Here is a 15,410-nt window from a genome sequence, read left to right as displayed (position 1 = left end):
GATTCTTCCGCGACGGGCATTGATGCAGTGGCGATCGGTATGGGTGCGGTGGCGGATGTGGCACGCAGCGTTGCGCTGGGTGACGGCGCGACCACACTCGCCGCTGTCGGCACGGCAGGCACCACTATTCGCGGTAACGATTATGCCTTCGCAGGTGCCGCACCGGTGGGTACGGTCAGCATCGGCAGCAAAGGCGCTGAACGTACGCTGACTAACGTGGCGGCGGGTCGTCTGAGTGCAGACAGCACCGACGGCGTGAACGGTTCACAACTGTTTGCCACCAATCAGGCTATCGACAGTCTGGATATCAGCTTCACCGATCTGGATAACCATGCGGTGAAATATGACACCCACGTTGACGGCACGGTGAATTACAACAGCTTCACGATGGGCGGGGATACCTACAACAGCACAACGCATACCGGCGGCACGAAAATCACCAACGTGGCAGACGGTTCTGCACCGAGCGATGCGGTCAACTTCTCTCAGCTGACGGAAACCAACAACAACATCAATAACGTTTACAGCAACGGGACCAAATACTTCCACGCGAACTCTTCCGGCGCGGATTTTGCCGCAACGGGCGCTGACGCCGTGGCAATTGGTCAGAGTGCCACCGCCAGCGCGATGAATGCTATCGCTATCGGTAACGGCGCAGACGCCTCCACGGCAAGCAGCGTGGCGCTGGGCGATGGGGCGAAAACGCAGGCTGCCGTCGGCACCAGCGGGATCACCCTTCAGGGCAAGAATTACGCCTTCGCGGGTTCTGCTCCTGTGGGTACGGTCAGCGTCGGCGGTGCCGGTGCAGAACGTACGATCACCAACGTCGCGGCGGGTCAGGTCACGGCCACCAGCACCGATGCGGTGAACGGTTCCCAGCTGTATGCCGTCGCGGATGCGGTGAACAACATCAACAGCGACATCACCAATATTGACCAGCGCTCAGTCAAATATGACGTCAATACAGACGGGACCACCAATTACAACAAGATCACGCTGGGCGGCGGGCCAACCACGATCACGAATGTGGCGGCCGGTACTCAGGACAGCGATGCGGTGAACTATGCACAGCTGGAAGTGGTGTCAACTCAGGTGACGAACATTTCCAACGGCACCGACGGTATGTTCCAGGTCAACAACACCAGCAATCTGCCTAAGCCAAAACCAACCGGTAAAGATTCAACCGCCGGTGGCGCGGGTGCCGTGGCATCGGGTGATAACAGCGTGGCGCTGGGTGCTAACTCCGTCGCTTCCGCGACTAACGCTGTGGCCCTGGGTGCGAACTCAGTGGCTGACCGGGCGAACAGCGTGTCGGTGGGCTCTGCGGGTAACGAACGTCAGGTGACGAACGTTGCAGCAGGCACCAGCGGAACCGACGCCGTGAACGTTAACCAGCTGAAATCAGGCGTTGCTGATGCCAATCAGTACACCGATAACAAATTCGGTGACCTGAAAAATCTGGTTGATGGCAACAAAGACAAGCTGAGTGCCGGTATTGCGGGTGCGATGGCGATGGCGAGTCTGCCACAACCTTATGCGCCGGGCGCCAGCATGGTCAGCATGGGCGGGGGCACTTACCAGAACCAGTCAGCGGTTGCGCTGGGCGTGTCTGCTATCTCCGATAACGGTAAGTGGGTAGCCAAACTGTCCGGGACCACCAACAGTCAGGGTGATGCGGGTGCCGCCGTCGGCGTGGGTTACCAGTGGTAATCCCGGCACATTATTGATCTACAGCGTTATGCCCCCGGCATGAAGCCGGGGGAATTCCACCCATTTTGCAGTAACAGGATGATGTAAATGAACAAAAAACAAGCGGGTCTGGCAGCGGTAATGGGCGGTGTGTTGCTACTTGCCGGTTGCACACATTCGGTCAGCAACGTCGACTCACAGGGTATGACGGACAAACCGGTCTTCCCGGACATGGCATCTGCCGTGAGAACCGAAGGCAGTTTCGTCAATATCGATAACCTGAAGCAGGTTCGCAAAGGGGATACCAAAGCACAGCTGTATGAGCTGATCGGTACGCCGCACTTTTATGAAGGCACATTCCGTGTGAAAGAGTGGAACTACATATTCCACTTCACCAAAGCCGATAACAGCGTGCTGACCTGTCAGTACAAAGTGTTATTCGACAGCCATATGAAAGCGCAGAGCTTCTACTTCCTGCCGGAAAACTGTCTGTCCCTGCTGAATGCGAAAAAAGCAGTACCTGCGTTACCGGCTTCGGTCGCGCATCAGGAATTCACCGCAGAAAGCCTGTTCGCATTTGGCAGTGCTTCGCTGAGCCCGGCAGGCGTTTCTCAGGTGCAGAAGATGGCGCAAGGGCTGAAAGCCGCCGATCTTGGCGACCGCAACGTGGTGGTCTCCGCTTATACCGACCGTATCGGTAAACCGGCAGACAACCTGCGCCTGTCTCAGGCCCGTGCAGACTCGGTCAAACAGTTGCTGGTGGCCGGAGGCATTCCTGCAAGCCATATCGTCACCCGCGGTTTAGGCGACAGTGAACCGCGCGTCCGGTGTGACGGCAGCAAATCCCCGACGGTTATCGATTGTCTGGCGCCAAACCGCCGGATGGTGGTTGACGTCGTTAACGCCCGCTAAGAGCCCATTGCCATGCGTATATCTTCCACTTTCATCAGGACCGCCCTGGGCGGTCTTATCGGTCTGATCAGTTGTCAGGCAATTTCAGCGCCGGCAGACCTGAATGTTAAATCCATCAGTGTCCCGGCTTACAGCCTTATCACGGATGCTTTAATCGCCGCCACGCCGACGGTAAAAGGGCAGCGCAACGATGCGGTCATGCAACTGGTGTGTGATCTGGCGCGCGGCACCAAAAACCAGCAACAGGTCAATGACGTCCTGAAGCAAAATAACGTTGAAGTGGAAAATATACCCGCATCAGGCAGTGCGCTTTCATTGTTAGTGAATAAAAATGTCGCCATGCAAAGCACCGCCTGCGCGGCATTTATTGCCACTTCACTTTTCACCCCGGCGAATAACAGCGTCTTATTTGACGTGGTGAAAGACGGGCAAGATAAAAATAAAGAAAGGATCACACTGAATCCTGAGAAATTTGCACAGGAGATGCATCTGAGAATGGCTATTTCGCAGGCTACCGCGCAAATGTATGCGGTGATCGCCGGTAACCTCAGCAAAGGGAATAATCTGAGCTGGGCAGACCAGCAAAATAGCGTGGTGCGTATTGTCGCAAGTTATGCCCCGCAATATTTACAGTCGGTCAGGGATATCTACCTGTCCGGCCAGCAGGTTTTTACGCCGGTCAGCATTGACGCCAAAAGTTATGACGTTACCGACAGCGTGGGTCACGAACTGAGCCAGACCCCGCAGGGCCCGGTATTAACCTATCGCGGCGTGGAATGGCTGGGCAACGGCAAGATCCTGGGCAAAGAGTATTTTGTTGATGTGCGCGTGATGAGTGATCCGGCGCAGGCAGTTAAAGTGAAAAAGCGCCGCTAATTCTGAATGAAAAGTTAACCGCATTCATTTACGGTCCGGCACTGTCGGATAACTATTTCCCAGGGATGATTAAGAGGGGACCATGTGTATTTATATTATTACGGATGATGTTTTTTTCTTCACCGGACTGAAAAGCATTATGCGCCAGCGCATCGGGGATGAATATATACACCTTCACTCGGACAATATTTTCTCATTTTTAAAGGGTAAGGTTCCGGGAAGTGAGGATGTTTTTATTATTGCCTCTGAATGCCTGTCCCTTAATCTGATGGTTTTACTGTATCTGAAAAATTTCCTGGCGAAATTATTGGTAGCTGAAAATAAAACCAACCGGGCTTTATATCACTATCTGCCGTCAGCCGTGATAAAAAGCAATGCAACTGCCGTCGATATTTTAACGATGATAAACCTTGATGAAATAAAACATCGTCACAGCATGTTCGACAAAATCACTGAGCGCGAGCGGGTGATATTGCTGTATACGCTGAAGGGGATATCGGTGAGATCGATTAAAAGTGTGATGAAAATATCGATAAAGACCATTTATTCTCACCGGAAAAATGGTCTTTCTAAACTGGGCGTGAGAAGTCTCATGGATTTGCTCCCTGAGTAAACAAGGCGCTTTCTGCCGCAGGAACTGAGCGGAGTGCTTTTGATCAATGGGAAAGAAAATCCTGATCTGAGTTTGACAAAAAGACGCTGGCTCACTCATTATCATTGATACTATCAACTATCAACTATCAACTATCAACTATCAACTATCAACTATCAGGGTTAATGATGTCGGCCATTCATACCATTCGCACCGAGCTCCGCTATCTGGTCAGGGAGCTCGGGCTGCTGGATAAAAACTGTTTTCGCTCGGGTTTATCCCTCACGCAGGCGCATCTGCTGACCTATCTGTCAAAGAATGGCGTGACGTCTTTTGCTGAGTTGTGCCTGCAACTGAGCATGGATAAGGCGTCGCTGAGCCGGACGCTGAGCGTGCTGGTTGGGAAAAATTACGTTGAACCGGTCTCTGGCATCAAAGACAAACGGCAGAAAAATTTTCAGCTGACGGTGGCGGGGGCGCAGAGTTTAGCGACAGCAGATGATGCCGCGGATAATGAATTTTCATTTATTGATAATCAGATGAAATTGCAGGATGCGCAGGCGGTCATTAACGGATTACGGGCGCTGAGAATGAATGCTTTCCGGCGTAATGCCGCGCGTCATCCGCAAAGAATACAAATTGAAATACTGCGCAGTAATTACCAGCCGGAAGTGACGAAACTGTTATCTGAGACCTTTGCGCAGGAACAGAATATTCCCGCAGAGCTGATTTCATTGCCTCCGCACCTGAAAAGTCAGTGCTGGATAGTCCGCTCGGGGGAATATGTCCTGGGCACCGTGGCCGGCTGGCATGAAAATAATCACTGGCACTGGGGACGATTTGCGGTAAATCCGGGTTATCGCGGCATGGGCATCGGTAAGCAGCTGGCGCGGGTATCCCTCGCGGAAATGCTGGCGAAAACGGATAAAGTCCTGCTCGATGCCCGGGATTCTACGGTAAAAATCATCACGGATCTGGGCGGCGTCATTACAGGCCCGACCACAGATTTTTACGGTATGCCGATTACGTCGATGCGTCTGACAAAAGAAGATTTTGAAAAAGCGACCGCCTGACCGGTCGCGTTCCTGTTGCCTCAGCCCGCGTGGATCCGGCGGCTTTTCAGAAAGCTGAGCGTCTGCGGCTGGTTGAGGTCATTTTCCCTGAACAGAATAGTGCCCTGAATTTGCGGGTTGGATTCATTCATACCGGGCTGTTTTTTCAGCTCAGGCACACCCCTGTTAATCATCCCGTCCGGTTCGCTCTTTGAAGGGCAAAGGGCGAGTAAACTCCATTTTTTTGTAACCGCGGGGACCGGTTGCAGAGTAGTTCCTTCGTGCCGCGTGCTTAATGAACAGTATTAATTTTCTCTGTAATCAGGCATTAACGCAATTTCCCCAGACGCTTTTTTGCTATCCATTGGCCCAACATTCCTTCGGCACTCACCGTCAGTATTCCCAGCAGGATCAGCAACGCACCGGCGATAAAGTTGATTTTCAGCGGTTCATGCAAAAATACCACCCCCGCAATAATGCCGAAAACCGGCGTCATAAACGAGAGGATCCCCAGACGCGACGCCTGATAACGACGCATCAGGCTGAACCACGCCAGATAGCTGCCAAACGTCACAACCACGGTCTGAAATACCATGCTGCTGACGGAAACCGGGCTGAGGCGGAAATGCGTTTGTCCGGTCACCCATGCAAGCCCGCCGAGCAGCACGAACGCGCCTGCCAGCTGATAGAACAACGTCATCGTTGCGCTGCCAGACGATAGTCTACTGCGGCGAACGACGAGTGTGGTCATGCCCCAGAACATGCCGGCCAGCAGGCCGAAGAAATCCCCGAGCAGCATATTGCTGGCCTGTGGCGCGGTGGCGGTATGCCCGCCAAACAAAAATGCCACAATCACGCCGATAAACGTGATACCGACGCCCGACCATTGCAGCGCGCTCAGCCGTTCTTCCGGCACCAGAAAATGCAGCCCCAGCGCGGCAAAAATCGGTGCGGTATACAGAAACACCGCCATGTGCGCCGCTGTGGTGAAGCGTAATCCTTCGGCGACAAACATAAATTCGATGGAAAACAGCAGGCCGACCAGCAAACCGGGGCGCAGGGTTTCACGGCTGAACGGGATTTTCCGCTGGCGAACCAGCATCAGAATCAGCACCGCCAGCCCGGCGATCCCCGAACGCAGCGCGACCTGCAACAACGGCGTGATATCCGCCGCCGCGCTTTTGATCGCCACCTGCTGCACGCCCCAAATCACACACAATCCTACCATCACGCTGGTAGCCATTCCGTCCAGCGGTTTACGCGCTTCCATTTCCATTCATCCGGTAAAAACTCAGGCCGACAGCTTAGCGCGAAACGAATGATTCAGATAACGCTCAGTGTGCGGTGGCACGCTTTTTCCACCGCAAACCGCTGAGCGTGACGGCCATGACGGAAAGCACGGCCAGCGCGGCGGCAGGGGCGAAAACGCTCCACCACGCGCGCTCGATATACGGCATACCTTCCGCCAGCACGCGCCCCCATTCCGGCACCGGCGGCGGTGCGCCCAGCCCGAGGAATCCGAGTGACGCCAGCGCCAGCGCGATCCCCGGTAAGCGTAACATCGCGTGGCGCAGCAGCGGGCCACACAGCGCGGGCAGTACGTAAAACACCGTGCGGCGGATGGCGCCCACGCCGACGACTGGCAGCATTTTCATGTACGGGCGTGCCTGAATTTCGCTGACCAGCGCAGCGGTATGCGCCGCGAGCGGTGCCCAGCTTACGGCGGTGACGGCAATCGCCGCGCCGGTGGCGGTCGGGCCATTGACGGCGGCGACAACTAATCCGGCAATCACCGGCGGCAGCGCATTGGTGACTTCAATCGGTCCGGTCATCGCGCGGGGAAATGCACCCATCAGCAGACCGGCGGCGAGACAAATCAGCGACACTGCCAGCGCCTGCAAACAGGTGTTGAGCGTGCCGTGCGCGACACGGGCGAGCAGGTCGCGTCCCATCGCATCGGCCCCGAAAGGCAGCGCCAGCGACGGCGGTTGTAAGCGCAGGTATTCCGACGTCAGCGGGTCACGTGGCAAACCGGCGAGCACCATCATCAGCAGTATTCCCAGACACAGCAGCGGGATCCACGCCCGCTGTTTTTCCGGCTGAGCCGTCTGCGCCGGAACCGGCACCGCGCCGAGTTGCAGCGCACGGCCCAGCAATAAACGGCGTCCGCCGCCTGCCAGCATTCCTGTCAACGACGCCAGCAACAGCAGGATCAGCACGCCCGTCTGCAAGGCCGGTAAATCTCCGGCAGCCGCCGCGCCCAGCGTGGCGCGCCCGAGTCCGGGAATGGCAAAAACCTTTTCCACCGCGATGGCGCCGCCGGTCAGCGAAACCAGCACCAGACCGGTTAGCGGCATAACGCCCGGCAGCGAACGGGCGATCACCGCCAGCGCGGTGTGGCGACGTGAGATGCCCAGCACGCTCCAGGTGGTCAGCCAGCTTTCGCCAAAGGTTCCGGCCAGCGCATCGGAATACAGCCTGCCCAGATAACCGCCCGCAGGCAGCCCCAGCGCCAGCGAGGGCAAAACCGCGTACTGCCAGCCGAGCCAGCCGTAAGGCGGGAAGAATTGCAGCCAGACTGCGCCGGTGATCAGCAAAAGCGACGCCAGCAAAAACTCCGGCAGCGCGGTCAGCAGGGCGGCGAAAAAGCCCGCCGGGCGCGGCGTATGGCCGCGTAATCCGCGCAGTAACGTGCCGGCACACAACAGCAACGCAAGCACCAGCGCCACCAGCGCCGACGACGCCATTAACGTCAGCGAAACGCCTGTCGCCCGCAGCATGCCCGGCAACACCGGCAATCCTGAAACCCACGAAACGCCCGCATCGCCATGCAGCAAACCGCCGAGCCAGTGGGCCAGCGCGTGCCACGGCCCCTGATCTAGCCCGAGCGACAGCCGGATAGCGTTCAGCGTTTCGGCCGTTGCTTCCTGCTCACCGGAACGGGCGCGCAGCAATGACAACGCCGGATCCGTACCGGAAAGCCACGGCAGCAGGCCGATCAGCACCACAATGGCGGCCAGCGTCAGCAGGCGTGAAATCAGCGGCACCAGCGTGTCCGGCGGGCGCTGACGCAACCGGCTGACGCCCGCGCAGGTCCGGCAATACATCGATTCGTTCATCAGTCGGCCTGAGAATTGCGCTGTGTGGCGGCGTTGATCAGCGTGCGTTCCCGCGGGTCACGCAGCGCATCACGGATGTCCGCCGCTTCGCCCTGGATCACGCGCTCATGCAGCATCGGAATGGCGGCGTCGGTGGCGAGGATCTGATTTTCAGCCAGCATGATGGCCTGACGGCGCGCTTCTCCGGCGGGAATGGCGGAGGCGTGTTGCAGCGCTTCATCAATTTCCGGGCGGCAAAGTTGCGCGATATTGAACGACCCTTTGCAGGAGAAATCGCTGTAGAGATACGCCACCGGATCGCCGGAATCCAGCACCGTCGCGCGGGATAAAATAAAGGCATCGAATTTACCCGCCAGCGCATCGGTTTCAATTTGCGAATACTCGCGCACCACTTGCTTGACGGTAAACCCGGCGGAGGTCAGCTGTTGCGCCAGATACACCGCCACTTCCGGCAGTTCGGCGCGGTCGCTGAAGGTCGCCAGCGTGATGGTTTCCCCGGCCGGTTTACGCGCTGCCGCCGGATGAGCGACCGGCTGGCGTAACTGCGCCGCCCACGGTAACGCCGGACCGAGCAGGCCTTGCGCCACATCCGCGCGTTTTTCATAAACGTTATCCACCAGTTGCTGACGGTTGATCGCATCGCGCACCGCCGCCCGCAACGCCGGATCCTTCATCACGCCGAGCCGCGTGTTGAGATACAGCGTGTTGGTGCGCGGCATCGGCACTTCATGGATTAAGCGTTGGTCGAGCAAAGGTGCCTGAGAAACCGGGATGGCTTCGACGATATCCGCTGTCCCGGTGCGTAATGCCGCACCACGCGCCGTGCCGTCCGGCACAAAACTGACGTCAATGCCGCTGGCTTTGGCTTTTTCGCCCCAGTAGCCGTCAAATCGCTCGAGCCTGGCACTGCTGGTGCCGTCCACCTGCACCAGTTCAAACGGGCCGGAACCGGTGTGGCGCGGATCAACCACGCCGCTGGCGCTGTAGGCTTTTTGCGACAGAATCGCCAGCTGCGGGCTGGAGAGGCGCTGCGGCAGCAAAGGATCGGGCTGCGCCGTGGTGACAATCACCGCGTGTTCGCCGTCAGCCACGGCAGTGAGCTTAACGCCGTCGAGAATGCGCGGCTTCGGTGCTGCACGGGCGGCAACGGTCAGGGAATTTACGACCGCAGCCGGATCCAGCGCCGTGCCGTCGTGGAATTTCACATCATGGCGCAGCTCGAGACGCCAGCGGTTCTCGCCGATTTGCTGCCATTTTGTCGCCAGCGCCGGTTGGGCTTCGCCGAGCTTATCGAGCACCACCAGCGTTTCCGCCGTGCTCCAGCGCGAGAGCTTAAACGCATCGTCGCTGAGCGGCGTCAGGCCGGAACGCGGCGGTTGCAACATCGCCTGCCGCAGACGGGGATCGGTGCTGTTTTCGGTGTTTTTATCGGCTTCATTAAAGCAACCGGTCAGTAAAAGTGCAGCAGAAAGCAGCCCGGCCAGCGGGCTAATGCGTAACACAGACATCAGAAGTTCCTTGTCAGATTGCAGGAGGAGGCAGCTGGCGGCAGATTTTCCACATTGCCAGCGCGCTTAAAAACGGAACGGCGGCCAGCGCCAGCCAGGGGATCACCGCGCCGGGCGACGGCACCAGTGCGTCATCGAGCAATCCGCCGAGCAGGAAATTTCCCGCCAGTACCGCGATGCCGCCCATCGAAGAGAGCGCCCCGTAATGCGCGCCAAGATTGTGCTGCCCGGCAAAACGCGGAATTAAATCCATGCCCACCGGCACAATCAGCATCTGCCCGATGGTCAGCAACGTGATCAGCAAGACCGATGGCAGCAGGCGCAGCCAGCCTTCCGGCGGCACCGTCCAGGCAAACATCGCCACGGCGGCGAAGGCGGAAGAAAGCAGAAGAAAACCGGCAGGCAAAATGATCTGCGCGCCCATGCGGCGGGAAAACCGCGCCAGCGGCATTTGCAGTACGATCACCAGAACCGATGCCAGCACAAACAGCGGCCCGAGATCTTGCTCGCCGCCGCCGGAGCGACGCAGTTCCACCGGCAGCGCCAGATACAGCTGGTTGTAGCTGAACAGATACGCGCTGTAAGCCACGATAAATGCCACAAAACGCGGCTGACGGAAGGTCTCCCACCAGGGCACAATTTTCAGCCCGGCGGTGCGTTTCGGCGCGGCGGGCAGGGTGAAAAACAGCACCACCAGCGCAACCATAAATAAGCCGGAACCGGCCAGCGCCACCGGCTGAAAACCGTAGCCGGAAAGCAGTGAACCGAGCAGCGGCCCGAGCACTGCGCCGAGTTCCGCACAAACGGCTGACAGCGCAAACCATTCGGCGCGGCTGCGTTTACCGGCTTTCTCGCTGTGCGTTCCTGCCTGCGCCAGCAGGGCTTCAATCGATGGCGAAAACAGCGCGCCGCCGATGCCGGTCAGGCAGGCACCGAGTATCACCGGCGTCAGCGTGTCGGAAAGCCCGAGCAAAAGGTATCCGGCGATGCGCACCACGCAGCCGCAGAGGATAACCACCCGGGCACCGAAGCGGTCGGATAACGCGCCGCCGAGCAAAAACATCCCCTGCTGCGAGAAGGTGCGCAGGCCGAGCACCAGCCCGATCGCCCTGCCGGAAAGCAGCATGTCATCGCGCAGAAACAGGGCGAGAAACGGCACCACGGCGTAAAAACCGATGTTAAAGACCAGATTGCTGCCCAGCAGCAGCGGAGGCCAGGGCGCAGACGAGCGGGTTTGAGAGCGGGTGAACATCGGGTTATCCGTTAACGATCAAAGGTAAATGAGGAACAGCCGCCAGCAGCTGGCGGGTATGCGGGTGGCGCGGAGCAAGCAGCGCGTCCTGCGTCGGGCTGTCTTCGATAATTTCGCCATCGTGCATGGTCAGCAGACGTTCGCACAGCCCGGCCACCATCGAAATATCGTGCGTCACCATCAGCAGTCCCATGCCGTTTTGCTGCGTGACCTGTTGTAAAAGCTGTTTGATTTGCTCACGCAGCGGTAAATCCAGCCCGCTGACCGGTTCATCGGCAATCAGAAATTCCGGGCGGATCGCCAGTGCGCGGGCAATCGCCACGCGCTGTGCCTGACCGCCGGACAGCGCACCCGCCGCGCGATGCATCAGCATTTCCGGCAGGCCGGCCTTCGCCATCACCTGTGTCACGCGGGTTTTTATCTCTCCCTGAAAACCCAGACGCTTCAGCGGCTCAGCGATAATCTGCCCGACATTCTGACTGGGCGGCAGTGAACTGGCCGGATCCTGCGGAATGTATTGCACCCGCTGACGGAATTCCCGCAGCGAACGGGCAGAGCCGGGACGGACAGGTTTTCCGTCGCAAAACACATCGCCGCTGTCCGGTGCGTCCATCGCCAGCAAAATTCTCAGGAGCGAGGATTTGCCGCAGCCGGAAGCGCCCACCAGCCCGACGCGCTCGTGGCGGCCAATGTGTAAGGATAGGTGTGAAAACAGCGGTGCTGATTCTTGTTTTTTCTGCCAGAAAAAGCCCGGAACGGCCAGTTTCCGGCTGACGTTGTGAAGATGCAAAAACGGTTCGGTGACGAGTTGCAGTGAAGGATTCATCCGATGGCCACCGCGCTTAACGTGGAGGCATTCCGGTGCAGCGCCGCGCAGTGTTTTGCTGCCGCGACCAGTCGTCTGGTGTAGGCGTGTTGCGGATTATTCAGCAGCTGCGCCATCGGGGCGGATTCCACCAGACTTCCGTTTTCCATCACCAGCGCCCGTCCGCAAAGTTGCGCGGCAACGGCGATGTCATGCGTGATAAACAACAGCGCGCGCGGTTGTGGCGCATTTTCACAGGCATCACGCATCACCTGCAAAACTTGTTGCTGTGTGAGCACGTCGAGCGCGGTGGTGGGTTCATCGGCCACCAGCAACGCGGAAGATGACTGCATTGCCAGCGCGATACACAAGCGCTGCCGCTGGCCGCCGGAAAGCTCTGCCGGATACCGTGCGGTAAAGTTTGGGATTTCACCCAGCCCGACCCGTTCAAGCATTTTGGCGAGATCATCAGCGCTGGCCGCTGGCAGGGCGAGATTCAGCTGTTTGCCGAGCGTCATCAGGGGATTGAGCGCGGTGGAGGGATCCTGAAATACCGTCGCCACGCGGCTTTGCGCGCCACGCGTCACTGGATGTTTACCACAGACTTCAATGCCGTTTACGCGAATGCTGCCGCTGAGCTTTGCGCCCGCAGGCGGCGTGCCGGTGATGGTTTTCGCGGTCAGCGATTTTCCCGAGCCGGAAGCGCCGAGCAGGCAAACCCGCTCGCCCGAGCTTACCGAAAAGCATAAATCCGTGACACGCTGTTCTCCGGCAATTTCCAGCGTCAGCCCCTTAACCTCAAGAACCGGTTCGACATTTTTTGCCCTGTCAGCAGTCATTCCCTTCAACCTGTGCATCGCGGTGGTGTTTTTGATATGTGATAACATAACAAAATGTGTCAATTTGATGCAAAAGGTTTTGTGAGTTTTTTTAGATCTGTTGCCTGCGCAGGGACAGGGGATTTTTATTATCAATATTAAAACTTCTCCTGTACGCCTCGCGAAAATAACGTAAGTAATACGTAACAGAATCCCACGTTTTCCGAAAATCAAAACGTCCACGATGAACCTCGGATATTTCCCACAGTCTGTTAGCGAGGTTATTTCTTCTGAAAGCAAAACTTTTTTGTTTTCAGGAAATTCGGTGAGTTGAAAAACGGCGTGCACGGATCACATGACAATGAAAAAATTACTCTTAGCGTCGCTGCTGTTGAGCAGCACGGCGGCTTTTGCGGCTGACGGTTTTGTCGTAAAAGACATTCACGTCGAAGGTTTGCAGCGCGTGACCGTCGGTGCTGCGTTGCTGAGTATCCCCGTGAGGGTGGGAGACACGGTATCGGATGACGATATCAGCCAGACGATCCGTTCGCTGTTTGCGACCGGAAATTTTGACGATGTGAAAGTACTGGAAGAGGGCAACACGCTGATTGTTCAGGTAAAAGAAAGGCCGACGATCGCCAGCATTACTTTCTCCGGCAACAAAGCCATCAAAGACGATATGCTGAAACAAAACCTCGAGGCTTCCGGGGTTCGCGTCGGCGATGCACTGGATCGCACCACCATTTCCTCGATTGAACACGGTCTGGAAGATTTCTACTACAGCGTCGGCAAATACAGCGCCAGTGTGAAAGCGGTGGTGACGCCGCTGCCGCGTAACCGCGTGGATGTGAAGCTGGTCTTCACCGAAGGGGTATCGGCAAGAATTCAGCAAATCAATATCGTGGGCAACAAAGCCTTCACCAATGACGACCTGATCGCGCACTTCCAGCTGCGTGATGAAGTTCCGTGGTGGAACGTGATCGGCGATAAGAAATATGAAAAACAAAAGCTGTCCGGCGATCTCGAAACCCTGCGCAGTTTTTATCTCGACCGGGGTTACGCGCGTTTTAACGTGGATTCCACGCAGGTCAGCCTAACGCCGGATAAGAAAGGCATTTATATTACGGTCAATATTACCGAAGGTGCGCAATATAAAGTTTCCGGCGTCACGCTGACCGGTTCGATGGCCGGACATTCGGCTGAGGTTGAAGCGCTGACCGCTATTCCTGCGGGTGAATTATATAACGGCGCGAAAGTCACCAAAATCGAAGGAGATATTAAAAATATGCTGGGACGCTACGGATACGCTTATCCGCACGTCACCACGCAGAGCGAGATTAATGACGCCGGTAAAACTGTCAGACTGCATATTAACGTGGATACCGGAAATCGTTATTCGGTGCGCCGGATCCGTTTTGAAGGGAACGACACGTCGAAAGACGAAGTGCTGCGACGCGAAATGCGCCAGATGGAAGGCGCGTGGCTGGGTAACGATCTGGTGCAAAAAGGCAAAGACCGCCTGAACCGGACCGGCTATTTCGAGACAGTAGATGTCGATACGCAGCCGGTGCCGGGCTCCACCGATCAGGTTGACGTGGTGTACAAAGTCAAAGAGCGTAACACCGGTACATTCAACGTCGGCGTGGGTTACGGCACGGACAGCGGCATCAGCTATCAGCTCGGCGTGACGCAGGATAACTGGCTCGGCAGCGGTAACACGGTCAGTTTTAGCGGCACGCGAAACTCCTACCAGACGTATGTCGAAATCTCGGCGACCAACCCGTATTACACGGTTGACGGCGTCAGTCTGGGCGGCAAAGTCTTCTACAACCACTACGACGCCGAAGATAACGATCTGGCGGCGTACAACCTGCAAAGCTACGGCACCGGCGTTAATCTTGGCCTGCCGGTCAGTGAAGACAATACGCTGAATCTTGGGCTGGATTATGTGCACAGCACGCTCAGCGACATGGAACCGCAGGTGGCAGTGTGGCGCTATCTGAACGCCAGCGGCGTGCAGCCGGGCGTGGTGACCTCCGGCAACAGCACGGCGGAACTGCGCACCAACGACTTCTTCGCCAGCGTCGGCTGGGCGTATAACGATCTCAACCGTGGCTTCTTCCCGTCATCGGGCACGCGCGCCAGCTTAAGCGCAAAGGTCACAACACCGGGCTCGGACGACAGTTATTACAAAATTACGTTTGATGCCAACCACTACATTCCGCTGAGCGACAAATCCGACTGGGTGCTGATGGGCCGCGCGAAAGCCGGTTATGCCGCCGGACTGGGCGGTAACGACGTGCCGTTCTACGATAACTTCTACGCGGGTGGCTCCAGTTCGGTGCGCGGGTTCTCGTCCAACACCATCGGCCCGAAAGCGGCGTATTACAAATGTGCGACCACGGATACGTCGTATTCTACCTGTCCGGTGGAAAAATCCAGCGACGCCGTGGGCGGAAATGCGATGGCGATCGCCAGCGCAGAACTGTACGTGCCGACGCCGTTTATCAGTGAGAAATACGCCAGTTCCGTGCGCACATCGTTCTTTGTGGATTCCGGTACGGTGTGGGATACGAAATGGCAAAATACGGCAGCGACGGAAGCCGCAGGTATTCCGGATTACAGCGATCCGACACATATTCGTGTTTCCAGCGGTATTTCATTGCAATGGCAATCGCCTTTAGGGCCGCTGGTATTCTCGTATGCGCAACCACTGGTTAAATATGAGGGTGACAGCGCAGAACAGTTCCAGTTTAATATTGGTAAAACCTGGTGATAATATTAGCG

Annotated in this window: 12 protein-coding genes and 1 pseudogene; 6 read left to right on the top strand and 7 right to left on the bottom strand. The window is 57.2% G+C overall.

Going from position 1 to position 15,410, the window contains the following annotated elements; translation table 11 throughout:
- The 5 genes from J8X26_RS14940 to J8X26_RS14920 all read left to right on the top strand — a co-directional run.
- On the top strand, positions 1–1,710 hold a 1,710-nt coding region (locus J8X26_RS14940), incomplete at its 5' end, for a YadA family autotransporter adhesin (RefSeq protein WP_208951280.1).
- Between the two features lie 87 nt (positions 1,711–1,797).
- Positions 1,798–2,601 (top strand): OmpA family protein, encoded by an 804-nt coding sequence (locus J8X26_RS14935; RefSeq protein ID WP_208951279.1) that lies wholly within the window; start codon positions 1,798–1,800, stop codon positions 2,599–2,601.
- A gap of 12 nt (positions 2,602–2,613) precedes the next feature.
- Positions 2,614–3,477, top strand: coding sequence for a hypothetical protein (locus tag J8X26_RS14930; protein WP_208951278.1), 864 nt, complete (start codon positions 2,614–2,616; stop codon positions 3,475–3,477).
- 82 nt (positions 3,478–3,559) lie between these two features.
- Entirely contained in the window at positions 3,560–4,090 is a 531-nt protein-coding gene (locus tag J8X26_RS14925) for a helix-turn-helix transcriptional regulator (RefSeq protein WP_208951277.1), read from the top strand.
- Positions 4,091–4,254: 164 nt separating this feature from the next.
- Positions 4,255–5,142, top strand: a complete 888-nt coding sequence (locus J8X26_RS14920) for a GNAT family N-acetyltransferase (protein WP_244370599.1) — start codon at positions 4,255–4,257, stop codon at positions 5,140–5,142.
- A 20-nt stretch (positions 5,143–5,162) separates the two neighbouring features.
- Here J8X26_RS14920 and J8X26_RS14915 read toward each other — a convergent pair.
- From J8X26_RS14915 to J8X26_RS14885, 7 genes and pseudogenes are all read right to left on the bottom strand, one after another.
- Positions 5,163–5,339, bottom strand: a pseudogene (locus J8X26_RS14915) (glycoside hydrolase family 10 protein); the annotation flags it as partial.
- A gap of 110 nt (positions 5,340–5,449) precedes the next feature.
- A complete protein-coding gene (locus J8X26_RS14910; protein ID WP_208951276.1) occupies positions 5,450–6,391 on the bottom strand; it encodes a DMT family transporter in 942 nt (313 codons plus the stop codon).
- Positions 6,392–6,455: 64 nt separating this feature from the next.
- Entirely contained in the window at positions 6,456–8,240 is a 1,785-nt protein-coding gene (locus tag J8X26_RS14905) for an ABC transporter permease subunit (protein WP_152326634.1), read from the bottom strand.
- The gene (locus J8X26_RS14900) at positions 8,240–9,748 is read right to left on the bottom strand and encodes an ABC transporter substrate-binding protein (protein ID WP_208951275.1); all 1,509 of its coding nucleotides are present in this window, start codon (positions 9,746–9,748) and stop codon (positions 8,240–8,242) included. Before J8X26_RS14900 ends, J8X26_RS14905 begins: the two co-directional genes overlap by 1 nt.
- Before the next feature lie 13 nt (positions 9,749–9,761).
- The gene (locus J8X26_RS14895; protein WP_208951274.1) at positions 9,762–11,000 is read right to left on the bottom strand and encodes an MFS transporter; all 1,239 of its coding nucleotides are present in this window, start codon (positions 10,998–11,000) and stop codon (positions 9,762–9,764) included.
- Positions 11,001–11,004: 4 nt separating this feature from the next.
- Positions 11,005–11,826 (bottom strand): ABC transporter ATP-binding protein, encoded by an 822-nt coding sequence (locus J8X26_RS14890; RefSeq protein ID WP_208951273.1) that lies wholly within the window; start codon positions 11,824–11,826, stop codon positions 11,005–11,007.
- Complete coding sequence (locus J8X26_RS14885) at positions 11,823–12,644, bottom strand: ATP-binding cassette domain-containing protein (RefSeq protein WP_208951272.1); 822 nt, start codon at positions 12,642–12,644, stop codon at positions 11,823–11,825. The genes J8X26_RS14890 and J8X26_RS14885 overlap by 4 nt, the downstream gene beginning before the upstream one ends.
- Positions 12,645–12,978: 334 nt before the next feature.
- On the opposite strand from J8X26_RS14885, the gene bamA reads away from it, so the two are divergent.
- Positions 12,979–15,399 (top strand): outer membrane protein assembly factor BamA, encoded by a 2,421-nt coding sequence (gene bamA, locus J8X26_RS14880; RefSeq protein WP_165060063.1) that lies wholly within the window; start codon positions 12,979–12,981, stop codon positions 15,397–15,399.
- Positions 15,400–15,410 lie beyond the last annotated feature (11 nt).

Origin of the sequence: Rahnella sp. ChDrAdgB13, from assembly GCF_017655185.1 — a bacterium.
Lineage (GTDB): Bacteria > Pseudomonadota > Gammaproteobacteria > Enterobacterales > Enterobacteriaceae > Rahnella > Rahnella contaminans.
The sequence above is the reverse complement of the archived record's forward strand: the minus strand, read 5'-3'. Positions and strand labels throughout refer to the sequence as shown.

Bases quoted from the DNA above. Each gene is read 5' to 3' on its own strand.
- J8X26_RS14935 (WP_208951279.1), top strand. From the start codon at position 1,798: ATGAACAAAAAACAAGCGGGTCTGGCAGCGGTAATGGGCGGTGTGTTG.
- J8X26_RS14930 (WP_208951278.1), top strand. From the start codon at position 2,614: ATGCGTATATCTTCCACTTTCATCAGGACCGCCCTGGGCGGTCTTATC.
- J8X26_RS14925 (WP_208951277.1), top strand. From the start codon at position 3,560: ATGTGTATTTATATTATTACGGATGATGTTTTTTTCTTCACCGGACTG.
- J8X26_RS14920 (WP_244370599.1), top strand. From the start codon at position 4,255: ATGATGTCGGCCATTCATACCATTCGCACCGAGCTCCGCTATCTGGTC.
- J8X26_RS14910 (WP_208951276.1), bottom strand. From the start codon at position 6,391: ATGGAAGCGCGTAAACCGCTGGACGGAATGGCTACCAGCGTGATGGTA.
- J8X26_RS14905 (WP_152326634.1), bottom strand. From the start codon at position 8,240: ATGAACGAATCGATGTATTGCCGGACCTGCGCGGGCGTCAGCCGGTTG.
- J8X26_RS14900 (WP_208951275.1), bottom strand. From the start codon at position 9,748: ATGTCTGTGTTACGCATTAGCCCGCTGGCCGGGCTGCTTTCTGCTGCA.
- J8X26_RS14895 (WP_208951274.1), bottom strand. From the start codon at position 11,000: ATGTTCACCCGCTCTCAAACCCGCTCGTCTGCGCCCTGGCCTCCGCTG.
- J8X26_RS14890 (WP_208951273.1), bottom strand. From the start codon at position 11,826: ATGAATCCTTCACTGCAACTCGTCACCGAACCGTTTTTGCATCTTCAC.
- J8X26_RS14885 (WP_208951272.1), bottom strand. From the start codon at position 12,644: ATGACTGCTGACAGGGCAAAAAATGTCGAACCGGTTCTTGAGGTTAAG.
- bamA (WP_165060063.1), top strand. From the start codon at position 12,979: ATGACAATGAAAAAATTACTCTTAGCGTCGCTGCTGTTGAGCAGCACG.